This window comes from Gilliamella sp. Gris3-2 (genome assembly GCF_001690345.1).
GTDB lineage: Bacteria > Pseudomonadota > Gammaproteobacteria > Enterobacterales > Orbaceae > Gilliamella > Gilliamella bombi.
In genome coordinates this window covers 112,729-135,358 of sequence record NZ_LZHB01000002.1, presented here as the reverse complement: position 1 = coordinate 135,358, position 22,630 = coordinate 112,729, and the positions used below count along the sequence as shown (strand labels likewise).

The following is a 22,630-nucleotide window of genomic DNA, read 5'->3' as shown; positions in this document are numbered from 1 at the left end:
GAATTCGATTTGATTTACAGAAAGAGAATATTTGGGTGTCACGCCGTTACATTGCTCGGGTGATGAAAGCCTTATTGCTGGTATCAAAATACACCGTTAAACGTTATCAATCTCATACTACGGAAGTGAATGAAACCGCCACAGAAAACCACCTGCAACGACAATTTGATGTAGGTGATAAAAAACAAATTGTTGTTGCGGATTTAACCTATATTCAAGTTAAGCAACGTTGGAACTATTTATGTGTTTTAGTGAACTTATCCGATAGGCAAATTGTCGGTTATCATGTTGGTCAACATAAAACAGCAGAGCTTGTTATGTCGGCATTAAGTCAAATTAAACTGCCATTATCAAAATTGGATTTATTTCATTCAGACCGCGGTAAAGAGTTTGATAATCGGTTATTAGCGGATTGTTTTAAGACATTTAATATCACGCATTCATTAAGCAAGAAAGGGTGTCCATATGACAATGCGGTAGCGGAAGCGACATTTAAAACAATTAAAACGGAATTTGTAAAAGGCCAACGTTTCAACTCAACAGCTGAGTTACAACGCGCTTTTTCGGCTTATGCTTATTGGTATAATCATAAACGATTACATTCTTCGTTAGGCTACTTGCCTCCCGTTGAATTTAAAAAACACTTACCCCTTAATTTTTTTGTTTGAAAATGTGTTGCCATTCCATTTTTTACGATAAAGAAGATTTAGCTTCAAATAAAACCTATCTATTTTATTTATCTTTCAAGCTCAATAAAAAGCCGCGGTAAATAGCAATAAATTGGCCTTTTTTATCGGCAAGCTCTTTTAGGTTTTTCGCATGTATTGCGATATGCATAAACCAGCCATTGAGTAAGTTTTTAAGCACATCATCATCATAAGCTTTAAGTTGGTTCTCTTGGATCAATTTGCTGACAATGGCGTTTACCTTACCAGTAATGTATTCAAGGCTAATTTTTTCAAGTTCATTCCAACCAATGATAGGCATCACTTCTTGGATAGGGATAAGGTTTTTATTATTATCAATAATATAATCAAGATAATGTTCAAATATACTTTCTAAGGCAGACCAACCATTTGTTAAATCAGTTTTTGTTGTGATGTAGGCATCAATCATAATTAATTGCTGCTTATAACAGGCACTGAGTAATTGTTTTTTATTTTTAAAGTGATGATAAAAGGCACCTTTGGTCACCAACGCTTTTCCCGAGATCTCATCTATTGAAACAGCTTGATAGCCTTTTTCAACAAACAATATTCGTGCTGAGTTAACCAGTGATTGATAGGTACTCTTAAAATTTTCTTGTTGATGATTTTTATTTTCCATGATAGATTTAAAATAACATACCGTCAGTATGTTTATGGTATCATGATGATGTGGTCGTGACAATCTTAAGAACATTTAGGTTATTTTATGTATATTGAACAGCATTCTCGCTATCAAAATAAAGCTAATAACATCCAATTAAGATATGATGATAAGCAGTTTCATACAACGGTTATCAAAGATGTTCTATTATGGATTGAACATAATTTAGATCAGTCTTTACTGCTTGATGATGTGGCGAATAAAGCGGGTTATACCAAGTGGTATTTTCAGCGGCTGTTCAAAAAAGTAACAGGGGTCACACTGGCTAGCTATATTCGTGCTCGTCGTTTGACGAAAGCGGCTGTTGAGTTGAGGTTGACGAAAAAAACTATCCTTGAGATCGCATTAAAATATCAATTTGATTCCCAACAATCTTTTACACGTCGATTTAAGTACATTTTTAAGGTTACACCAAGTTATTATCGGCGTAATAAATTATGGGAATTGGAGGCAATGCACTGAGAGATCCCCTCATAATTTCCCCAAAGCGTAACCATGTGTGAATAAATTTTGAGCTAGTAGGGTTGCAGCCACGAGTAAGTCTTCCCTTGTTATTGTGTAGCCAGAATGCCGCAAAACTTCCATGCCTAAGCGAACTGTTGAGAGTACGTTTCGATTTCTGACTGTGTTAGCCTGGAAGTGCTTGTCCCAACCTTGTTTCTGAGCATGAACGCCCGCAAGCCAACATGTTAGTTGAAGCATCAGGGCGATTAGCAGCATGATATCAAAACGCTCTGAGCTGCTCGTTCGGCTATGGCGTAGGCCTAGTCCGTAGGCAGGACTTTTCAAGTCTCGGAAGGTTTCTTCAATCTGCATTCGCTTCGAATAGATATTAACAAGTTGTTTGGGTGTTCGAATTTCAACAGGTAAGTTAGTTGCTAGAACCCATGGCTCCTTTGCCGACGCTGAGTAGATTTTAGGTGACGGGTGGTGACAATGAGTCCGTGTCGAGCGCTGATTTTTTCGGCCTTTAGAGCGAGATTTATACAATAGAATTTGGCATGAGATTGGATTGCTTTTAGTCAGCCTCTTATAGCCTAAAGTCTTTGAGTGACTAGATGACATATCATGTAAGTTGCTGATAGGTTTCCAGTTTTCCGCTCCTAGGTCTGCATATTGTACTTTTCCTCTTACTCGACTTAACCAGTACCAACCCAGCTTCTCAACGGATTTATACCATGGCACTTTAAAGCCAGCATCACTGACAATGAGCGGTGTGGTGTTACTCGGTAGAATGCTCGCAAGGTCGGCTAGAAATTGGTCATGAGCTTTCTTTGAACATTGCTCTGAAAGCGGGAACGCTTTCTCATAAAGAGTAACAGAACGACCGTGTAGTGCGACTGAAGCTCGCAATACCATAAGTCGTTTTTGCTCACGAATATCAGACCAGTCAACAAGTACAATGGGCATCGTATTGCCCGAACAGATAAAGCTAGCATGCCAACGGTATACAGCGAGTCGCTCTTTGTGGAGGTGACGATTACCTAACAATCGGTCGATTCGTTTGATGTTATGTTTTGTTCTCGCTTTGGTTGGCAGGTTACGGCCAAGTTCGGTAAGAGTGAGAGTTTTACAGTCAAGTAATGCGTGGCAAGCCAACGTTAAGCTGTTGAGTCGTTTTAAGTGTAATTCGGGGCAGAATTGGTAAAGAGAGTCGTGTAAAATATCGAGTTCGCACATCTTGTTGTCTGATTATTGATTTTTCGCGAAACCATTTGATCATATGACAAGATGTGTATCCACCTTAACTTAATGATTTTTACCAAAATCATTAGGGGATTCATCAGTGCTTGGTATAGAAATATTTTTTTCGGAAAGATATCTTTTTAAGTACGTCATAACCTCATCGCTATCTATTTTTTTATCAAGTCCCAAAGAAGCAATAATCAATAGTATTTCTGAATCATCACCTTGCATAACTTGTTTTTCAGCCCAATCAATTATTAGGCCACTAGAATAAAAATATTCTGATGGTGAACCATAATATTGATTAAATCTATAAAGCGATAAAATTTCATCGAGAGATAAATTACTCAATTTTAAAACCTTTTATTTATAAGAAAATACCCATTTAATGTATCTTATCTTACATAAGCGAACAACAAAAAAACGCCCAAATTAGGCGGTTCATAGGTTAACAAATATTAACTACGAGCTAGTTCTTCGGCTTTGGGTAGCCAATCTTGACTAGTATTGATATTAAGCTCTACGTTGGTCCTCATCCCTTTATTTGCTCTTTTACGCATGTAGTCTTTACCGTTTTCTTTCATTGCATAATTAAGCGATGTGCCAAATTGCGTTAGTGATAGCGGATTGTTTAAACCTGTATTGCGGATGTATTCAATATAAGCATGATATAAATATTTTCGGGGGTTAAAGGGCATTATTCCCATATTGCCAATAAACATACCATTGGGATAATCAAGCGCATCAAGATAACTACAAAAATCTACCAAGTGGTCAGATTCGCGTTTAATCGCCGTCGCTTCATCTGATTGTTGTTGCTGGTGTAGTCTTTCTTTAGCTTCTGCTGGACTGGTAAACTCATTTAATAGCAACCTCACAATTGAGGGGAGTTCTTGCTCTATTTTGCTAACCAAGTTTAAATCTCGCTCTTTTTCAGGGATGACCTCGCCAAAGTGAAAGATAACTCTACGCCGTGATATACCGCCGTTACGCTCGTTAAATCTCATTGCCTCGTTATTGATAACCAAGACTACCGCAGGGATTTTACAAGAATAGGGTTGTTTGTGTTTTGGGTCTATTGCGACTTCATCACCGCCAGTAATTGCTTTTAATCCTGCGCCACTACCCATATATCGCGGTTGGTCTGGTAAAATGATAAGAGAGTAACCAACTACTAAGGCCCTATCTCTTGCCTTTTCCAGTGATTCCATTGTGCCTATAACAGTGTTATTCTTGCCCGATAACATAGTTGCGATTTCAGCAAAAACACTTTTACCGCTACCGCCTGCGCCTGTAACCTCTAAGAATAATTGCCAGTCATGACGATTAGCCAATATCATATATAGCGCGGCTAAGATATTTTTAGCCTTATCTTGATTGCCTGATGCTCTTTTTAGCCATTTAGCGAAGTTTGGCGCGTGAGTATCAAAAGATTCATTTTCTTTGGCGGGGTAATAATCAATATCATTACTCACCAATAACCAATCTTGCTTATTGTGAGGTCTGAAAGTTTGTGTCTTCAGCTCATAAACACCATTTTTAAAGCAAATTAAATCCTTTTGAGAACTTCCCATTACAGGTAAAGATAACCTGAGCGATTCAACCGCTGAGCTAATTCGCATAGGGTTAAATGGTTCGCCTGATTGGGTGAATAAATCGGCTAGTGTTCGCATTAATAGTTTATCGCTTATAGGTTGCCATGCGTTATCTTGATAGTGATAGATTTCATCGGTAGTAAGATTAATCGCAAGGTTATTATCATAATATTGATTAAGCAGTTCGGCGCGTTGACTTGATGCCATTTGCGATAGGTTCATGCTTGATAACTCGTTTTGCATGTTATGTTTTGTCATGGTGGATAACTCTGGTTTTATGAGGTTTTTATTAAAATGAGCCAAAGCGTTATCGCTTCCAAATTGTTGCCTATAATCATCCCAATCACATTTATAATCTGTATCAGGAACGGAGTAATAACCATTTACCGCTTGAGCTGCCTCTATTGCTTTAGCTAAGCCCGTATTAGGGCTTTGACCAATATCGTTATCACCTGCAATAATGATTTTAGCGGTAGGGTTTAACTCACGAAGGTCTTTAGCTACATGAATAAGATTACCTGCGTCAATAGCGGATATAACAATAGACTGTTGGCGGAATTCCGCTATAGATATCCCTGTGGCTAAACCCTCACAAATAATAATCTCGGTAGCTGTGAGTAATTCTTTGCTTACCTCGTCAGGTCTGCCCAATTTTGGGCTAACCCATATAAAAGCACCTTTCTTATTTGAGCCTCTCATTAAGCGCTTATTTCCGTTTGGCTCGATAAATTGACCGCCTGTATATTCACTGTTGATATTAATCAAAGGGACAAAGATACGCCCATCATCTAGCAAGGTTAAATCGAACGTTAACCCTTTTTCAGTGAGGTAATCCGATTGACCTAATATTGCTTTAGCTAGCAAATAATTAACCTTTTTACATACAGGATTTTCTGGTATGTTGTTTTGTAGGTCGGATTTCAAATCCGAGCTTGTGGAAGTGTTTCTTAAATTTAAGCATTCGGCTACTTTACTGCTCGCCTCTTTCGCATCATAATGATAATAGTTTTTGATAAGTTCTAAGCCGTCACCGCTACCGCATTGATTGCAGATATAAGTACCGCGCCCATTTTTATTATCAAATCTAAATCTATCTTTACCACCACAGACAGGGCAGGGGCAATGTTTGCCATTACCCACATCAATACCTAATGAACTAAAGATTGATTGCCATTTACCTACCGCTTGAGTGGTAATTTCATTTATTCTCATTACCGCCCCCTTAATGGATTGTCCCGTTAGATTCAGCTTTGATATCTTCGGCTAAATCAATAAACAATGTTGAAAGTAATTCTTGCCCGTATGGGGTTAATGAAATAGGTTTATCTGCGCTTTCTGTGTACATATCTTTCAACATTCCATAAGTGCGATTTAATCCATCCTTTTCTCCGAAATCCTCAATCAAGCATTGCTTAAGATTGATATCTAAACCTAAGACAATTAAATCTTTGTTAATATCAATCTTAGTGCCTTCATGAATAAATACCTGACTATCATTTTTGTTAATCTGCTCAATTAAAAACAGACTTGCTACTATCGCCATAGTTGAATCAACGATGATATGGTGGATTGCGGTTATTTTATTGTTATTATTCATTATCGTTAACTTCCTTATGATTAAGTTTATCGTCAAGTAAATTAATTTGATTGGAAGCAAAGCAAACAACGTTTTTTAATTGTGCTAACAGGTAACCAATGTCACGTGTATCGTCTTTAAATTGTTGTTCCTCATATTCTTCACATTCAGAAGCCCAAAATAACAAATTACCAATAGCACCGATTCCCCATAGAATTGATTGTCTAAGTTCCTCTAAGTGTGCTTTTGCGTGTAATAAGTTTTGTGGTTGGATATCAGCCTGATATAAATTCAAGACAGATAAAAGGTTAGGTAGGTCATATTGCCCATTTTTAGGGCATAGGGTATCATTACTATTAGCCATAGCATTACTCCGTTTAATGTTTGTGGTTAGATAGCTCATTGAGGTGCGAACTCTTTGGGCTATTGTTTTTATTAAAATGTTAAAATTTAATGTGTCCGTACAATATATTTTATTTTGTCCGTACATGTCAACACTATTTTTATTCTTTACTTTAGTGTATATTGTCCGTACTAATAACTTATGAATATCCAATATGGCAAATGAAACCAGTAAGTCAAAACGTAAAGATATCCGCTTTCCACACGAACTAATAGAAAAAATAGACGAGCAATCCAAAAAGGAGAATACCAACTTTTCTGCTTGGGTTATTGCTGCTTGTCGCGAAAAATTAAACAAACCAAACAAGAAATAATGCATTAGCTTAATACCACCAAAAAGTGGTATTTGTTTTTTTATTTTTCTTTTTATGGACATGCAAAACCATTTTTTAAAATTCAACCCCATGCAATGAGTTTTCCGACGCATACGCGCGCGCGTAGTGATAGTAGAAAAATCTTTCCTAACGTGTCGAAAAATTACATCGTAGCGATTCACAGGGAGATTATTTAAGGGTTGGGTATACATCTGTATTGCTAGGTTGTTATATAAGCTTGTAGTCATGATTTAGCCCTCTAACGTGTCCTTAAATTATTAATCGTTTTATTAGTGGCGATTAAGTCAAATTTGGATTGCGCCAATTCAATATCATTATTTTTAATACTTAAATCTGTCATTTTTCATCTCTCTTAACGTGTCAGAAAATTCCCCCTTTTAGCTAAATTTAGGCAAGGGGAAACCGTAACGAATTTTTTCGCTTTGCTTTAAAATCAATTAGTTAATTTGGTGTTTTAGCTAGACACTTATCGCGAGATTGGCTATCATTGGAAGCGTCATTATTCCAGTGTTAGCCCTTTATCATTTCGCGATATAAAGGGTTTTGCTTTATCACCATTAAGCCACCTCTCGACGTTCTACTCTACGAGATTCAAGCCAAGAGTAAATTTCATCAGCGCGATACCCAATGCGACGCAAGCCGATTCTGATTTTTTGGGGAAAGGTTTTATCTTTCTTTTCTAGCGTATAAAGACTAGTGTCAGATTTGAAGTGAAGTAAATTTTTAACTTCTCTTCTGGATAGGATTGCATTTGTCATTTGTTACCTCGTTATAAAAGTTATTAAAACAAGGTAACTGTAGCATTATGGTATAATTAAAATAGGTGGGTTAATTTTTTAATAGTAGTAACTTATTTAATTAAAGTATTCCTATCCATTTATATAGAAAATACAGTAAATAGGCTTACCCCTTTCTTCGTCCTACTTTTCTTAATTCGAAAGGACGCAATACTATATCAACCGCTTCTGCTAAGTTTTTAGATACTCCTTTACCAATTAAATAATCAATTACTTCTTTTTTTGTTGGAGCTGTTTGTTTATTTTCGGTATCATAAGTAGACCAAAATTGCTCAATTATCTCTTGTGTTAACTCCAATCCTTCGGAAGAGTGCTGTGTGTTATTTGGTAATTTTTTTATATTATTATCTTCTATACTGATTTCTTGAATAATAGGGGGAGGGTTTTTTTTAGCTCGATATGGAAGAACTAAGATAACATTTTCATTAGTGACCCATTGATTTAAGGAACTTCTTGTTATTATGGTGTGCCGATAAGACATTGTTTCTGTTCTATCATTTGGATCTATCTTTGTGGCGCTCATCTCATTTAGAAATTCATTATATACATATTTAGCACATATAATTGGCGTTAAAATTCCCCTTCTGATAGAGGTTTCTAACGATAGAGCATAGCCATGAGCTAATTTCCATCTAGAATGATTTATTTGTTTTACTGAATCTAATCCCTCTTTAAAATCGAAGGGATCTAATCCTGCCAATAATAAAGACGCTTGCTCTATAGTAAATTCTTGTACAGCTTTCCAATGCATAACATTAGGATAATCATCACAGTAAATATGTTCCATATACCACCTTTCACGATCTAAAAAAATTTGCGCCAGTTCGTTAGGTTTGCTAATGTTCTGGCATCAGCTTAGGCGAAAATAATACTTTAATATACAGTAATATACATTATAGCACTGTATTTATATACAGTTAAGTGTTTATGATAAAATTGGCAGACTAAAATAATATTTTGAGGATAGGTAAATGAGAGATTTAATAAAAGATAATAATAAATATTTGAGCCGTCGCGCTACATCAAAATATCAGGCTCGCACGGTAGCAAGATAGTTGTAAGCTCTTTGATGGGTTTTTTAAATTCAACCCCATGAAAGGGATTTGTAAGTTGTCTTTATTATGAAGATAACTGCCTTTTATGATTAAATTGGTATCCATTTATTAAATACCTTTTTACTGGATACTTGTTTGGATACCTATATTAAATAGATTTTTAGGTATTTAAATTCCATATGAAGTGGCTCAATTTGAGCATCTAAAACTTGAGCAGGTAACAAGTTTATGCTCTTTGCTTGTCAGGCGGTTAAATTCTTTGATGGTGGCGATACTAGTTCTATGCGCATTGGTTTTGATTTGGCTATAATGCTATTTCCCATAGATTGATGATCTAATGTCTGCTTTTCAGAATAGCCATGATTAGCAAGCATCAATTTAGCAATACTTGCGTTAAACTCACCCTTTAAGCCTTTATTAATTAACTCGACTTCTTGGCGTGCTTTGATAAGTTCTAACATGTCCTTTATCTTTGATTTTCGCCCTGCCATATTACCACCTAACTTACTAATAATAAGGCTATTATAATCCAATAAGGCGAATTATTAGATTGCTTTCTAACGTGTCCAAAAATTCACTAAACCTGCCAAGAGGAGGGGGGAGTAAATTCCTACGACCTTATACGCTCTAAACCGCCTACCCTCATTCATTTTAACGCTAACCCGATTTTTTTAGTTTTTTTTAATGTTACCTTTTCAGTAATCTCCCTGTATGGTGGAAATCACCATAGAGCATTTATTCTTTTCCTCTAATACTAGCCCTGGATCAACCTTAAAATCACCCTAACTTAACATTATGATTAATAATTATTTTATTTTAATGAGAAAATAACGCTACATAAATATATTTATATTTCAATTAGTTAATTACAGGATCAAGATTATTTTAATAATGTGTATAGTAGTGAACAGTAGTGAATACTAGTGAACACCAAAAAATATATATAATAAGTATATAATATATTGATATATATAAATTAATATTAGATTGGTGAATAGTAGTGAACACTTTATATTAAAAGTTTAAGATTATGGGGAGGTAAGAATAAAAACAACCTAATGATTGGCATAGGTAAAGGGTGACATTTGAAAAAGCACCCCTCAGATATGAGGAGTGGTTTAATATGAAGTTATTGAAGTGAGTAACTCAAATTTGAGTTACGGTTTTATCGTAACCCTAATATGGGGCACGGTATGAATAGCGCGATATGGTTAATGATTAACTAGCTTTAAATTGCGGTTACCTGATAGTGAGACATTTCCTTGGCTTGCTTGCTCGACAAAGTCACCCCACCAGTCAAGCATAATACGCTTTTGATGTTCATATTCTGCTTTGTTGTAGGCTCGCCTTACTGCGTTTTTATCTACATGCGATAACGCGCTTTCAATGACATCATAATTAAAGCCTTGTTCGTTTAAAGCGGTACTAGCTAAAGCTCTTAATCCATGCGCAACTAACTTATCTTTGTATCCCATGCGCTTTATTGCCATGTTAGCGGTTTGGCTGCTCATTGGCTTGTTATAAGGCGGTCTTGCTGTTGGGAAAACAAACTCACTTTTATGATTAATAGATTTCATTATCTCAAGTATTTTTATTGCTTGCGGTGATAAGGGTATATTGTGAGGTCTATCCATTTTCATGCGTTCGGCAGGAATACTCCATAATTTTTTATCTAGATTAATTTCTTCCCACTTAGCCCCTACGGCTTCACTTGGTCGCGTTAATGTTAATAACTGCCATTCAATCACGCATCTAGTTTGCAATTCAATCTTTGCCATAGCTAAAGCTTGCATGAACTGCGGTAACTCAGTAGGGGGAATAGTTGGCTGATTTTTTACTTTCGGGCTATTAAATACGTCGGTGATTTTGGCTAGAGGGTTATTATCGATAATTCCCATATTGACAGCATAATACATTATTTCATTAATTCGCCGGCAAACTCTTTTTACTGTTTCGTATTTATTATTGTTATTTAATGGCTGTAATGCGTTAATCGCTTTGATAGCTGTTACTTGGTTTATTGGAATATCTTTTATATAAGGGAAAACATGATTTTCTAATGAACGCCAAGCCTTTTTGAGCGTTTGTTCTTCTAAACCTTGTTCTGTTTTGAATTTGAACCATTTCTCAGCCATAGCGTAAAAGGTATTATTACAAGCTTCTTGCTTACGTTGTTCTTGTTCCGCTTTGTGATGTTGTGGATCTATCCCTTGCTTTATTAATTCTCGCGCTTCATCTCGTTGTTTTCGCGCTTGTTGTAGCGATGTTTCTGGGTATTTACCGAAAGATAATAATGTCTCTTTATGTGATATTGGCTTTTTATATTTAAATCGCCATAATTTAACCCCTGTCGGTTTAACTAACAAAAAAAGACCTCCACCATCAAAATACTTTTTATCCTTACTAGTGGCTTTTAATGCTTTTATTTGTGTGTCAGTTAAGGGAGTAGTTTTTACAGCCATTTTTCACCTTTGGGGGTACGCAATAATAGGGTATTTAATTATACCCCCAAATATACCCCCATTATTTTTGGTTGTAAATGTACCTTACTGATACTTAATGGGCAATAAAATAGACTTTAAGGCTTGTTATTACTGGGTTTGGTGTGCTTTGCAGGGTTTAAAAGAATGTTAATGAATATTGAATTGGTGCCGTGGGCGGGACTTGAACCCGCATGCTCTTAGAGCACTACCCCCTCAAGATAGCGTGTCTACCAATTTCACCACCACGGCGCCGTTGTTATTCAGGTATATCTGAAGTTGAATTTTGCTGTACAGGTTGAGTAACTGGAGCTGTAGTAGGTGCAGCAGTATTACCTTCATTCAGCTGTGTTGTTACTGGTACAGTATCTTCAATATTCTCAAATTCGCTAGATGAAGCTATTCGTGGTTTGCTACCTAAATTTGAAAGTAAAATGCTTATTACAAAAAACAAAATACCTAATAAAGTGGTAGCGCGAGTTAAAAAATTCCCACTACCTGAAGAGCCAAATAAAGTTGCGGATGCACCAGCGCCAAATGATGAACCCATGTCAGCCCCTTTACCTCGTTGTATTAAAACTAACGCAACTATTATAACCGCGATAATTAAATAGCTTATAATTAAAAATTCGTACATTTCAACCTGTCAATTTATATGTTATACAACAGAATTTATTGATGCGAGATATTAGCGAAAGACAGTCCAACAAGCAAGTAAAATTTAAGATATGATTGATATATTTTAAGCATTTATACTTTTCAGGTAGTAAAAATACTTATTTTATCTGTAGATGATGTATTATTGTGTATTCACTAATTTTATATCAAGCAATAAATTAAAACAGTCATTAGATATATTTATCATAATCAATTGTGAGTTTTTGAGTAAAACAAGTATAATGATGCATTTTTATAATAGTTCGCATTGATTTTATGAAATTTATTGTTAAGCTCTTTCCCGAAATTACCATCAAAAGTGATTCTGTTCGTTTACGATTTATTAAAATACTAACAAGTAACATTCGTAATATTTTAAAGCATCATATTGAAGATGTTGCAGTTATTCGTCATTGGGATTTTATTGAAGTTCGTCCAAAAGTTGAAAATAGTGAAGCTAAGATACTTGAGTTATTAACGCGGATCCCCGGTATACATCATATTTTAGCCGTTGATGAAATCACTTTTGTTGATATGCATGATATTTTTGAAAAAGCATTAGATTATTATGCTCCATTAATTGAAAACAAAACGTTTTGTGTACGCGTTAAGCGTCGAGGTAAACATGAATTTACTTCAATTGATGTTGAACGTTATGTTGGTGGTGGGCTTAATCAACATGTGTCTTCGGCTAAGGTTAAATTAACTCATCCAGAAATCACCGTTCATCTTGAAATCGACAAAGAAAAGTTACTGCTGGTAAAAGGTCGACATGCTGGCATTGGCGGTTTTCCAACTGGTACACAAGAAGATGTTCTTTCGCTCATATCGGGTGGTTTTGATTCTGGTGTATCAAGTTATATGCTAATGCGACGCGGAAGCCGAGTGCATTATTGTTTCTTTAATCTTGGTGGAAAAACTCACGAAATTGGAGTTAAACAAATGGCGCATTACCTATGGGAGCGTTTTGGTAGCTCACATAAAGTGCGTTTTATTGCTATTGATTTTTCGGATGTTGTTGGTGAGATTCTTGAAAAAATTGATGATGGGCAAATGGGAGTTATCTTAAAGCGGATGATGATTCGTGCGGCATCAAAAATTGCGCAACGTTATAAAGTGGAAGCTCTCGTTACTGGAGAAGCATTGGGGCAAGTATCAAGCCAAACACTTACCAATTTACGTTTAATTGATAATGCTAGTGATACATTAATTTTACGTCCTTTAATCACACACGATAAAGAAACCATTATCAATATTGCGCGTCAAATTGGTACTGAAGATATAGCTAAAACAATGCCAGAATTTTGTGGCGTAATATCTAAAAAACCAACGGTTAAAGCCGTGAAAGAAAAAATTGAAGCAGAAGAAATGAATTTTGATTTCACTATTTTGGATAAAGCAGTTGCCGAAGCTGAAAATATTGATATTCGTGAGATAGCAAAACAAACTGATACAAAAATTGCTCATGTTGAAACTGTCACAACTTTGAGTACCGATCACGTGGTTATTGATATTCGATCTTCAGAAGATCAGGAAGATAATCCACTTATATTAAGCGATATTGAAGTTAAGCATATTCCATTTTATAAGTTAGCAACGCAATTTGGGAATTTGGATCAATCGAAGCAATATTTACTATATTGCGATCGTGGAGTCATGAGTAAGTTACAAGCGCTTTATTTAATTGACCAAGGCTATAATAATGTAAAAATATTTTCTATATAAAAATTAACAATAATTTACTATATTGTTCGTGATTTTTACATATATAGTAAATTTTTGAATAAAACTATATTTGGTATAAAAATTAATATCAAGAATGAATGAAATAAAGAGGATTGTAATGAGCAGTAAATTACTTGTAGTTGATGATGATCCAGAAATTACTTTATTATTACGAGAACTTCTTGAGTTAGAAGGATTTCTTGTTGAAATAGCGAATAATGGTATTCAGGCTTTAGAAAAGTTTGATAGTACGATAGATCTTATTTTACTTGATATTATGATGCCTGAAATGAATGGACTTAAATTCTTATCTCAACTTAGAGGTAAATTTACGGTACCTGTTATTTTTTTAACGGCTAAAGATAATGAATATGATAAAGTTATTGGGCTTGAGCTTGGTGCTGATGACTACATTCTAAAACCATTTAATGATAGAGAGCTTATTGCCCGAATCAATGCACTTTTGCGTAGAGCGCATTGGGATAATGTAGCAAACGATGAAACTGAACAACCAATTAAATATACAATTGATAAACTTAATGTAAATCGAAAACAGGGATCTGCTTTTTTTGATAACAAGTATATAGATTTAACGGGTACTGAGTTTCAAGTGTTGCTTACCTTTCTAGAAAATTCGGGAAAGATAATTACACGCGAAAAACTAAGCGAATTTGTTTTGGGTAAAAATTTAGCTCCACTTGCTCGCTCAATTGATGTACATGTATCTAGATTACGGAAAAAACTACCGCCTAGAAGTGATGGTTTACCATGGATTAAAACATTACGTTCAAGAGGTTACTTATTTGTAATTGATCGAAATGACGATATGTTATATGAATAACTTTATAATGAAGATCAGATAATATGATATGTGGCTTTTTGATAAACTAACAATAAGAATTTTCACAATATTTTTATTAACCATAGCTTTTTTTCTAATGTTAATAATGGTTTTGCCGAGTCTTGATGCTCGAAACCTAACCTACTTAGCAAACAAAGATAAACAAGCTGGTAATATGCTTGCGCATCAAATTGAAAATGATCTTATTAATGTACCAAAAGATAGTTTTCGGTGGTGGATGCGTTTTATTGTTGTTATGGATAGTTATCAAAAACCGGGGCAATTTTTATTTATTGTTACTCCTAATGGGCAAATCATTACAGCTGAAACAAAAAATATTGATTTAATCAAAAACTTTAGTGAAAAATCCCATGATGTCAAAGATCCTGCAAAAAAAATTTATGATTCTCAAGAAATTATAGGCCCTTTTCTCATTCATTATGCTAATGCTGAATATCAATTATATATCCTACAACAAACTACAGATATTCAATCTCAATTAGTCAACTTTATATTTGATCATCCTTTTTTACTATTAACTTTAACCATGCTGGCAAGTTCTCCTTTTTTACTATGGCTATCTTGGAGTATTGCAAAACCTGCTCGAGGGCTAAAAAAAGCAGCTGATCAGGTTGCGAAAGGAAATTTACAAGAGTGGCCTGAGCTAGAACAAATAGGATCGTCTGAATATAAAGCTACTGGGGCTAGTTTTAATCATATGCTAAGAGAGCTTAAACGAATGCAAGAAGTACAGCAACGTTTGTTTTCAGATATTTCTCATGAATTACGCACTCCTTTGACTCGTTTGCAGCTTGCTACATCGCTATTGCGACGCAAACAAGGTGAAAGCAGTGAAGTTATACGTATTAATAATGAAGCAATAAAATTAGATTCTATGATTGGTGACTTATTGTCATTGGCAAGGCAACAATATGACAATAATGAAATTCGTGAAGTTAATAAAATTAATATTCTATTTAAACAGGTGCTTGATAATGCCACTTTTGAAGCAGAACAAATAGGTAAAACGTTGATCGTTACAAATTTTCCAACTAACCATACTATATTATGCTATCCAATTGCTTTGTGTAGCGCACTTGAAAACGTTATACGCAACGCATTTCGCTATTCAAATAAACAGATCGATATTAATTTTGTAGCACAACAACAAAAGCTAACAATTACAATTGATGATGATGGTCCAGGAGTTGCTGAAAGTGAACTAGAACAAATTTTTAGACCTTTTTATCGTACAAGCGAAGCTCGAGATCGTGAATCTGGCGGAACTGGATTAGGGCTCGCTATTGTAGCTAATGCCATCATACGCGATCACGGTACTGTAAAAGCAGAAAAAAGTCATCTTGGTGGACTTAGAATTGTGATAATATTGCCAATTCATAAACATCAATAAATAATAAATGAGAAAAGTTGTGTCAAATTCAGCCTTAAACATCGTTTTATTTGAACCCGAAATTCCTGCTAATACAGGAAATATTATCCGCCTTTGTGCTAACACTGGTTTCAATTTACATATTATTGAACCAATGGGCTTTTTCTGGGATAACAAAAAATTAAGACGAGCAGGACTTGATTATCAAGAATTTGTTGATGTAAAACGCTATAAAAATCTCAACCATTTTCTAGATGCCAATCAAATTGACCTGTTAACCCAAGTTTATGCTTTAACCACAAAAGGGCAAAAGCCACATAGTGAAGTCAATTACCAGCAAAATGACTTCTTAATGTTTGGACCAGAAACCCGAGGCCTACCAAAAAACATACTTGATGCACTACCACAAGAGAAAAAGATCCGCATTCCCATGCTCGCCACTAGCCGTAGTATGAATTTATCTAATTCTGTTGCCGTTGTGGTTTATGAATCATGGCGTCAGTTAAATTATATGGGTGCAAAATAAATTTTAGTCTTACTCAGTTGTTGGATAAATACCGACGTTGGGAAAAAAGCAATATTCAAACCTTTCGGTGCGGTTAAAATAATTATTTTTTTATAAAAACCTTTTATATAGTTCATTTATTTTATTAATGTTTTTTGCTCTTAATTTAAGTCAAATAGTTATGTTTTTTAGAATTAGACTTAGGAGCGGACGTTTTGGCTTTTTCGGTGCAGTTTATCGGCTAATCCCCTAAATTGGAAGTAGCTATTGTAGCTATTCTACTCACTAATAGATAAAATGTTTGAAACCTCACCGATCCCCAAAATTTTCTATTACCATTTGATTTACCAAAAAATTCAATAAAATCAATAGCCAACCTGAACGATTTTAGAGAAAAAAACATTCCTACAACACCGCATGTCAATATACCTATCTTTAAATCTTAATTTTTTATTCTTTCGATTGTTACATTATTAACTTTTATAAGTTTACCTGCTTGTTTTACCAAATTACGGCATCTATACAAATACAATCACGTAAACTACATTCTAATTTACCGCTATTATTAATCTATGCACTTATGCTATATCCAAAATTAAAACTACCGAACTTATCAAGATTCTATACATTTAATTTTGGCTTTTATCGGTTCGCCTAAATTAAAAAAATAACTGCCTTTGAATTGATTTATATGTAGTGATCCTCACAAAAAAAAGGCAGAAGTTACCGCTATGACATAAATACAAATCATAGCGGGACAAATATCATAGGCAAAAAATTTAGCATCAAATTCAAACCAATATTCAGAAAATCTGTTTCCCCCAAAAAAATCGTTCAACACCAATAATAGCAAAACAAAAATTTGATTATTATCTTAAAATTTGTTGTACTATTTCACTCATAGCAACAGCCATTGCAGTTAAGCTTCTGGCTGCTCGTTTTCAAGAGTGACATCTGGGTCGTTGTATACTGTCATATCCATAAGACCAATTTCTTTATCGGTTGCGACAGCGGCTGTCATAGCGCCAGATACATTAGCTAAAGTTCTTGCCATATCAATAATTGGATCAACAGCTAAAACCATACCAATTAATGGGAAGTATTCGGCCATGCCCATACCTGATAAAACAACGGTTGCGGCAACTGTTGCCGTGCCAGGAATTCCAGCTATACCAATTGAACCAATAACCACTACAATGACAAGCATAATATAAAATTGGATATTAGTATCAATACCAACCATATGAGCTACCATAACAGCAAGTAAAGCAGGAAAGAAACCGGCACATCCATTCATTCCCATGGTACTACCTAGAGAGCCAACTAAATTTGCGGTACCTGTATTAACACCCATTCGGACGGTTAGTGTTGAAATAGTCATTGGTAATGAACCGACAGAGGAACGACTTGTAAAGGCTAATAACCATGTTCCTAGCGCTTTTTTTATAAACATGATTGGTGAAATACCATGAATCACAATAATGGCAACATGTACAATCAACATAATCAATGTGGCGATGTAGATCGCAGCAACAAAACTTGAAACCTGAATAATTGCGGGTATTCCGTTAGAAATAATGGTACGAGCAAGTAAAGCAATTACTGCATAAGGCATGTACTTTATGACTGTCATCGCAATCGACATGATGATCTTATAAAGTGCTTCGATAAACGTTTTAAATAGGGCAATCGGTTGTGAGTTTTTCTTTTCCATTCTGTTGGCGGCAATCCCCATTAAGGCAGAGAAAATGACCAATCCAACAATGTTTTCGTTTACCATTGATGCAATAATATTGCTTGGAATTAGATTTATAAAGGTATCAATAATATTAGTGTATTGTTTTGCCTGAGCTTGATGTACAGAACTTGAGCTTATTTCACCTAATGCAAATAGATTAGCTAACAAAATACCAACAATACAGGCAATTGCTGTTGTAAACAGTAACCAAAAAATTCCTCTGAATGCGATTTGGGGTAGATTTTTTTTACCAGAGAAATCGATAATTACTTTAACAATAGATACAAATATGAGTGGTATCACTAACATTCGGATAAAAGCGATAAATGCTCGACCAAATAGTCCATACCAAGTTGCGGTTTCTTGCATCCAGATTGTTGATGTGTCAGGAAACCCTGCTACAGCTTGAATGCTTAAACCTAGCACGGCACCAAGTATTAACCCAACTAACATACGTATTGAAAAATTAACCTTTCGCTTTTGTAATGGTCTCATTACTGTAAAAAAACAGATGAGCAATAACCCTATACCAATTAATGTCTGGTAATGAGTAATAGATAAGAACTTTTCAAAAAAGACTCCTTGAAAAATGGCATCTGGCATATTTAATCCTCACCCTTTAATAATAAATTTAATTATCTAGTAAAATATTTATTGATAGATTTATTAATACCTATCTTATTTTGCGATTGAGCCTGCAATATTTAAAATATCCCATGGTCTGGAAAATGGTGGAGCATAAAGAAAATCTATCATGGCTAATTCATCAATTTTCAAATTCGTCCATATTGCGGTTGCAAGAGTGTTGACCCTCAATGCCGCACCTCGTCCTCCAGCTATTTGACCACCTAAAATCACTCGAGTGTCGGCATGATAGATAAGTTTTGCTGTTACACTTGTTTGACCGGCAACATAGTTGCTGTGATTTTTATCTTTAACTATGACAGTTTTATAAGAAATTCCAGCTTTTTCGGCTTCGTTTTCAGTTAAACCTGTTCGTCCTGCTTCAATATCAAAGACTTTTAAGGCTGAGGTGCCAATAGTACCAGGATATTCACAATTTCCGCCACCTAAATTTTCGCCTACAATTTTGCCTAGTTTGTTCGCCCCTGTAGCGAGTGGAATATATACCATTGAATGACTAACTCTATGGTGAAGGGCAACACAATCTCCAGCAGCATAAATATCTGCCATATTAGTTTGTCCAAAGCTGTTGGTGATTATGGCACCATTTGCAAGTGTCTTGATACCAAGGTTTTTATAGATATCATTGTTTGGCTTAACACCGGTTGCAATAATGACAACATCGGCTGGATATCGTGATTTATCAGTAATTACATGTGTGACATTGTGTGATCCTTCAAAGCCAAGTACTCGCTCTTGCAAATGTAGATCACAATGTTGTTTAATATTTTCTTCAATTAGTTCAGTAATTTGCCTATCAAATGCATCGATAAGAATTCTGTCATCCAATTGAATCAATTTGACGTTTTTTTGTAAAGCAACAAGCGATTCAGCTATTTCAAGCCCAATATAGCCAGCACCTATAACAATCAAATTTTTGATATTTGAGTTGGATAATGTCTGTTTGATAGCTAACCCGTCATGCAGGTTGCGTAATGTGAAGATATTTTTTAGTTGGCTATTTTCAAAAGGGGGAATGATGGGACTTGCACCAACTGCAAGTAGTAACTTGTCATAGCTATCATCAAAGCAATTGCCAGTATTGAGATCTTTAACAGTTAATTTTTTTTGATTAGTATCAATAGCAATGACTTTATGTAAAGTTTTTATTTCAATACCATCTTTTTGAAATTGCTCGGGCGTTCGGGATATCATTTCGTTGGCGTCAGTAAAGTGATTACCAATAAAATAAGGTAAACCGCAAGCACCAAACGAAACAATATCTGATTTTTCATAAATACGGATGGTTGCCTCAGGGTTCATTCTTTTAGCCTTTGCAGCAGCACTTGCGCCTGCAGCTTGAGCGCCAATGATGATTATTTTCATTTAATTTTCTCCTCAGTGCTCAAATACTGAATTATAAAATAATGCCTTATCATACGCCATAGATTACTTAGGTGATAGATAATTAGCATTAATATTCGTTTATTTAAAATTTCATTCGTTTAAAAATCAACAATTACACTATTTAGTGTAATTTTTAAGTCGTATCATTTTTGTCAAAAAGTTTCAGGTAACTATGTGTTTCAGTATAAATTATTAAGTATAGGTGGCTGAGTTTGGTTGATTAATGCCATGATTAAATTAATTTGTAAGTCTGTGTCATTTAATGTGGGAATATAATAAAATGATTTTCCACCTGCATTTAAAAAGATTTCTCGATTTTCTTCGTCAATTTCGTAAATAGTTTCAATACAATCTACCGAAAATCCGGGACAGATGACGTGTACATTGTTAACACCACTTTTTGCTAATGTTTGTAGTGTATCGCTGGTACTTGGCGTAACCCATTTACCTTTTCCAAATTTAGATTGATAAGCCATTTGAATTGGTATATTTATGTTATTTGTTCGGCATTTTTCGATTATTAACTGTGTGGTTATTTCACAACGTTGAATATAATCATCTTTTCGTTTGTAAATATAACGCTCTGGAATACCATGATAAGAAATTATAAGCACTTCCGGCTCACCTTGGCATTGAAATGCTTGCTTAATTTGTAAATAAAGTGCATTGATATAACTTGGATGATCGGCATAATCACGAATATAGTCAATACTATTTATGATTTTGTCGGTTGCTATAACTTGTTTAAGTTTATCAAGTACAGCGAGTGTTGTGGTCGTTGAGTATTGTGGGAAAAGTGGCAATACCGTAATTTTTGAACATGATTGAAGCTTGTTCAATGCAGATTGAATATTGGGTTCACCATAGGTCATGGCTAATTCACATTGAATATTTGGTAAGTGGAGTTGTAATTTATCACATAATAATTGGCTGTAATGAAGTAAAGGTGATGAGCCATTTATCCAAATTTTTTGATAATGATGGATAATATAAGGCACTCGTTTAGGTATTACAAGGTACTTTAAAATCGGATACCAAAACAGTTTCGGTAAATCAACGACATGGCGATCGAGTAAGAACTCGGTTAAGTACCGTTTTATTGAATCTGGTGTTGCCGCGTTTGGTGTACCTAGATTAATCAGCAATAACCCTTGTTTTTTATTCACAAGTAATCCTTATTTTGAGCAAAGATAATAGTTGATAATGTTAAAAAGCCTATGTAGTGCGCCTTGATTTTGTTTTAATACTTGATACGCTTGTTCGCCAATTTGTTGACTACGCGTTTTATTTTCTAAAAGCCCATTAATCGCTGAATAAAGGGAATCGGCTGTGCTAGCACAAATGATCATGCCATCAGCTGAAATAAGTTGCTCACAAATCACTTTAAAATTGAAAAAATGTTCGCCACTAATGATTGGGATGTGGTGAAGTGCGGGTTCTAATGGATTATGCCCTCCATGTTTCACTAAACTGCCACCAACGAAGGCGATATCGGCAATACCATAAAGTTCTATTAATTCTCCCATCGTATCACCCAAAATGACTTGGGTTTGTTTAGCAGGAATTTGACCGCTACTGCGGTTTATATAATTTAATCCGCAATCATTAATTAATTTTTCGACGGTTTTAAAGCGTTCTGGGTGGCGGGGGACAATAATCAATAACAAATCGGGATATTTTTGTAATAACCGCTTAAAGGCAGATAAGATGATTTCATCTTCTCCATTATGTGTACTTGCGGCAATAAAGATAGGGCGGTCTAATTGCCACCGCTGTTTTAGCGTTTTGATTTTTTGCTGTTGTTGATCTGTTAAATCAATATCAAATTTAATACTACCGGTTATTGTTAAGCGATCACGGGGTAAACCCAGTGAAATAAAACGTTCCCCATCTTGCTTATTTTGTGCGGCAATTGCACTAATTTTTGATAGTAAATTGCTAATGGATCGCCCGAGTTTACTGTATCGATTAGCTGAACGTTCTGATAATCTGGCATTGGCAATAATTAGCTGAATATTTTGTTTATAACACTGACAGATAAAATTAGGCCAAAGCTCAGTTTCCATAATGATCACTAATTTGGGCTTAACCGTATTTAAAAAACGATTTATCGCGCAGGGCAAATCATAAGGTAAATATACATGGCTGACGCTATCACCAAGTAATGATTTAACTTGCTCTGAGCCTGTTGGCGTCATGGTGGTAACTGTGATAGGTAAACAAGGATATTGTTGTTTAAGTGCTTTGATTAGTGGGATGGCTGCTATCGTTTCACCCACCGATACGGCATGCACTAAAATACCGTTAGATTTAACTTTATTTTTGCAAAAACCATAGCGTTCAAGCCAACGCTTTCGATAAGCTGGTGCTTTACGACTACGCCAAAGCAGTCTTAACCAAACCAGTGGTTGAATCAAATACAATAAAAAAGTATATAAAATTTGCATAC

The 22,630-nt window shown here is 35.1% G+C and carries 21 protein-coding genes, 1 tRNA gene and 1 pseudogene; 7 read left to right on the top strand and 16 right to left on the bottom strand.

Going from position 1 to position 22,630, the window contains the following annotated elements; translation table 11 throughout:
- Positions 1-668: IS3 family transposase (locus tag A9G32_RS00940; protein ID WP_176701296.1), on the top strand; the 668-nt coding region annotated here is incomplete at its 5' end.
- Positions 669-732: 64 nt separating this feature from the next.
- On the opposite strand, the gene tetC is transcribed toward A9G32_RS00940, so the two are convergent.
- Positions 733-1,326, bottom strand: a complete 594-nt coding sequence (gene tetC / locus A9G32_RS00935; protein ID WP_000428546.1) for a tetracyline resistance-associated transcriptional repressor TetC — start codon at positions 1,324-1,326, stop codon at positions 733-735.
- A gap of 87 nt (positions 1,327-1,413) precedes the next feature.
- Between tetC and A9G32_RS00930 the strand changes: the two are divergent.
- A pseudogene (locus tag A9G32_RS00930) lies at positions 1,414-1,809 on the top strand (helix-turn-helix domain-containing protein); the annotation flags it as partial.
- A 30-nt stretch (positions 1,810-1,839) separates the two neighbouring features.
- Here the strand turns inward: A9G32_RS00930 and A9G32_RS00925 are convergent.
- The 5 genes from A9G32_RS00925 to A9G32_RS12490 all read right to left on the bottom strand — a co-directional run bounded on the left by A9G32_RS00925 (position 1,840) and on the right by A9G32_RS12490 (position 6,589).
- Positions 1,840-3,048, bottom strand: a complete 1,209-nt coding sequence (locus A9G32_RS00925) for an IS4-like element ISVsa5 family transposase (protein WP_001339197.1) — start codon at positions 3,046-3,048, stop codon at positions 1,840-1,842.
- Between the two features lie 69 nt (positions 3,049-3,117).
- Positions 3,118-3,405 (bottom strand): hypothetical protein, encoded by a 288-nt coding sequence (locus A9G32_RS00920; protein WP_065578160.1) that lies wholly within the window; start codon positions 3,403-3,405, stop codon positions 3,118-3,120.
- A gap of 107 nt (positions 3,406-3,512) precedes the next feature.
- The gene (locus A9G32_RS00915) at positions 3,513-5,861 is read right to left on the bottom strand and encodes a primase-helicase zinc-binding domain-containing protein (protein WP_034884437.1); all 2,349 of its coding nucleotides are present in this window, start codon (positions 5,859-5,861) and stop codon (positions 3,513-3,515) included.
- 10 nt (positions 5,862-5,871) lie between these two features.
- Complete coding sequence (locus A9G32_RS00910) at positions 5,872-6,246, bottom strand: hypothetical protein (RefSeq protein WP_034884440.1); 375 nt, start codon at positions 6,244-6,246, stop codon at positions 5,872-5,874.
- Positions 6,239-6,589, bottom strand: coding sequence for a hypothetical protein (locus tag A9G32_RS12490; RefSeq protein ID WP_081296696.1), 351 nt, complete (start codon positions 6,587-6,589; stop codon positions 6,239-6,241). The genes A9G32_RS00910 and A9G32_RS12490 overlap by 8 nt, the downstream gene beginning before the upstream one ends.
- 193 nt (positions 6,590-6,782) lie before the next feature.
- Here A9G32_RS12490 and A9G32_RS12735 point away from each other — a divergent pair, with 193 nt between their 5' ends.
- On the top strand, positions 6,783-6,941 hold the full coding sequence (locus A9G32_RS12735; protein WP_108720850.1) for a YlcI/YnfO family protein: 159 nt from the start codon (positions 6,783-6,785) through the stop codon (positions 6,939-6,941).
- Between the two features lie 578 nt (positions 6,942-7,519).
- Here the strand turns inward: A9G32_RS12735 and A9G32_RS00900 are convergent.
- The 6 genes from A9G32_RS00900 to secG all read right to left on the bottom strand — a co-directional run bounded on the left by A9G32_RS00900 (position 7,520) and on the right by secG (position 11,931).
- Positions 7,520-7,720: a helix-turn-helix transcriptional regulator gene (locus A9G32_RS00900; protein WP_034882777.1), complete on the bottom strand. Its 201-nt coding sequence runs from the start codon at positions 7,718-7,720 to the stop codon at positions 7,520-7,522.
- A gap of 145 nt (positions 7,721-7,865) precedes the next feature.
- Positions 7,866-8,546, bottom strand: a complete 681-nt coding sequence (locus tag A9G32_RS00895; protein ID WP_034882779.1) for a hypothetical protein — start codon at positions 8,544-8,546, stop codon at positions 7,866-7,868.
- A 510-nt stretch (positions 8,547-9,056) separates the two neighbouring features.
- Positions 9,057-9,305 carry a terminase small subunit gene (locus tag A9G32_RS00890; RefSeq protein WP_065578158.1) on the bottom strand — a complete coding sequence of 83 codons (249 nt, stop codon included), beginning with the start codon at positions 9,303-9,305 and terminating at the stop codon, positions 9,057-9,059.
- A gap of 720 nt (positions 9,306-10,025) precedes the next feature.
- The gene (locus A9G32_RS00885) at positions 10,026-11,276 is read right to left on the bottom strand and encodes an integrase domain-containing protein (RefSeq protein WP_034882780.1); all 1,251 of its coding nucleotides are present in this window, start codon (positions 11,274-11,276) and stop codon (positions 10,026-10,028) included.
- 184 nt (positions 11,277-11,460) lie between these two features.
- A tRNA-Leu gene (locus A9G32_RS00880) sits at positions 11,461-11,546 on the bottom strand.
- A gap of 7 nt (positions 11,547-11,553) precedes the next feature.
- On the bottom strand, positions 11,554-11,931 hold the full coding sequence (gene secG / locus A9G32_RS00875; protein ID WP_065590237.1) for a preprotein translocase subunit SecG: 378 nt from the start codon (positions 11,929-11,931) through the stop codon (positions 11,554-11,556).
- 296 nt (positions 11,932-12,227) lie between these two features.
- Here secG and thiI point away from each other — a divergent pair, with 296 nt between their 5' ends.
- The 4 genes from thiI (at position 12,228) to trmL (ending at position 16,433) form a co-directional block, all read left to right on the top strand.
- Positions 12,228-13,676, top strand: a complete 1,449-nt coding sequence (gene thiI / locus A9G32_RS00870; protein WP_065590238.1) for a tRNA uracil 4-sulfurtransferase ThiI — start codon at positions 12,228-12,230, stop codon at positions 13,674-13,676.
- Positions 13,677-13,794: 118 nt separating this feature from the next.
- Complete coding sequence (locus A9G32_RS00865) at positions 13,795-14,517, top strand: response regulator (protein ID WP_065590239.1); 723 nt, start codon at positions 13,795-13,797, stop codon at positions 14,515-14,517.
- 28 nt (positions 14,518-14,545) lie between these two features.
- Positions 14,546-15,928, top strand: a complete 1,383-nt coding sequence (gene cpxA, locus A9G32_RS00860) for an envelope stress sensor histidine kinase CpxA (protein ID WP_065590240.1) — start codon at positions 14,546-14,548, stop codon at positions 15,926-15,928.
- A 19-nt stretch (positions 15,929-15,947) separates the two neighbouring features.
- Positions 15,948-16,433: a tRNA (uridine(34)/cytosine(34)/5-carboxymethylaminomethyluridine(34)-2'-O)-methyltransferase TrmL gene (trmL, locus tag A9G32_RS00855; protein ID WP_255306809.1), complete on the top strand. Its 486-nt coding sequence runs from the start codon at positions 15,948-15,950 to the stop codon at positions 16,431-16,433.
- Between the two features lie 898 nt (positions 16,434-17,331).
- Here the strand turns inward: trmL and A9G32_RS00850 are convergent.
- The 4 genes from A9G32_RS00850 to waaA all read right to left on the bottom strand — a co-directional run bounded on the left by A9G32_RS00850 (position 17,332) and on the right by waaA (position 22,628).
- Positions 17,332-18,753 carry a cation:dicarboxylate symporter family transporter gene (locus A9G32_RS00850; protein WP_065560848.1) on the bottom strand — a complete coding sequence of 474 codons (1,422 nt, stop codon included), beginning with the start codon at positions 18,751-18,753 and terminating at the stop codon, positions 17,332-17,334.
- 75 nt (positions 18,754-18,828) lie between these two features.
- On the bottom strand, positions 18,829-20,160 hold the full coding sequence (locus A9G32_RS00845) for a CoA-disulfide reductase (protein ID WP_065590242.1): 1,332 nt from the start codon (positions 20,158-20,160) through the stop codon (positions 18,829-18,831).
- A 200-nt stretch (positions 20,161-20,360) separates the two neighbouring features.
- Entirely contained in the window at positions 20,361-21,347 is a 987-nt protein-coding gene (gene hemH, locus A9G32_RS00840; protein WP_065590243.1) for a ferrochelatase, read from the bottom strand.
- A 9-nt stretch (positions 21,348-21,356) separates the two neighbouring features.
- Complete coding sequence (waaA, locus tag A9G32_RS00835; protein WP_065590244.1) at positions 21,357-22,628, bottom strand: lipid IV(A) 3-deoxy-D-manno-octulosonic acid transferase; 1,272 nt, start codon at positions 22,626-22,628, stop codon at positions 21,357-21,359.
- Between the last annotated feature and the right edge of the window lie 2 nt (positions 22,629-22,630).

Bases quoted from the DNA above. Each gene is read 5' to 3' on its own strand.
- tetC (WP_000428546.1), bottom strand. From the start codon at position 1,326: ATGGAAAATAAAAATCATCAACAAGAAAATTTTAAGAGTACCTATCAA.
- A9G32_RS00925 (WP_001339197.1), bottom strand. From the start codon at position 3,048: ATGTGCGAACTCGATATTTTACACGACTCTCTTTACCAATTCTGCCCC.
- A9G32_RS00915 (WP_034884437.1), bottom strand. From the start codon at position 5,861: ATGAGAATAAATGAAATTACCACTCAAGCGGTAGGTAAATGGCAATCA.
- A9G32_RS00910 (WP_034884440.1), bottom strand. From the start codon at position 6,246: ATGAATAATAACAATAAAATAACCGCAATCCACCATATCATCGTTGAT.
- A9G32_RS12490 (WP_081296696.1), bottom strand. From the start codon at position 6,589: ATGGCTAATAGTAATGATACCCTATGCCCTAAAAATGGGCAATATGAC.
- A9G32_RS12735 (WP_108720850.1), top strand. From the start codon at position 6,783: ATGGCAAATGAAACCAGTAAGTCAAAACGTAAAGATATCCGCTTTCCA.
- A9G32_RS00900 (WP_034882777.1), bottom strand. From the start codon at position 7,720: ATGACAAATGCAATCCTATCCAGAAGAGAAGTTAAAAATTTACTTCAC.
- A9G32_RS00895 (WP_034882779.1), bottom strand. From the start codon at position 8,546: ATGGAACATATTTACTGTGATGATTATCCTAATGTTATGCATTGGAAA.
- A9G32_RS00890 (WP_065578158.1), bottom strand. From the start codon at position 9,305: ATGGCAGGGCGAAAATCAAAGATAAAGGACATGTTAGAACTTATCAAA.
- A9G32_RS00885 (WP_034882780.1), bottom strand. From the start codon at position 11,276: ATGGCTGTAAAAACTACTCCCTTAACTGACACACAAATAAAAGCATTA.
- secG (WP_065590237.1), bottom strand. From the start codon at position 11,931: ATGTACGAATTTTTAATTATAAGCTATTTAATTATCGCGGTTATAATA.
- thiI (WP_065590238.1), top strand. From the start codon at position 12,228: ATGAAATTTATTGTTAAGCTCTTTCCCGAAATTACCATCAAAAGTGAT.
- A9G32_RS00865 (WP_065590239.1), top strand. From the start codon at position 13,795: ATGAGCAGTAAATTACTTGTAGTTGATGATGATCCAGAAATTACTTTA.
- cpxA (WP_065590240.1), top strand. From the start codon at position 14,546: ATGTGGCTTTTTGATAAACTAACAATAAGAATTTTCACAATATTTTTA.
- A9G32_RS00850 (WP_065560848.1), bottom strand. From the start codon at position 18,753: ATGCCAGATGCCATTTTTCAAGGAGTCTTTTTTGAAAAGTTCTTATCT.
- A9G32_RS00845 (WP_065590242.1), bottom strand. From the start codon at position 20,160: ATGAAAATAATCATCATTGGCGCTCAAGCTGCAGGCGCAAGTGCTGCT.
- waaA (WP_065590244.1), bottom strand. From the start codon at position 22,628: ATGCAAATTTTATATACTTTTTTATTGTATTTGATTCAACCACTGGTT.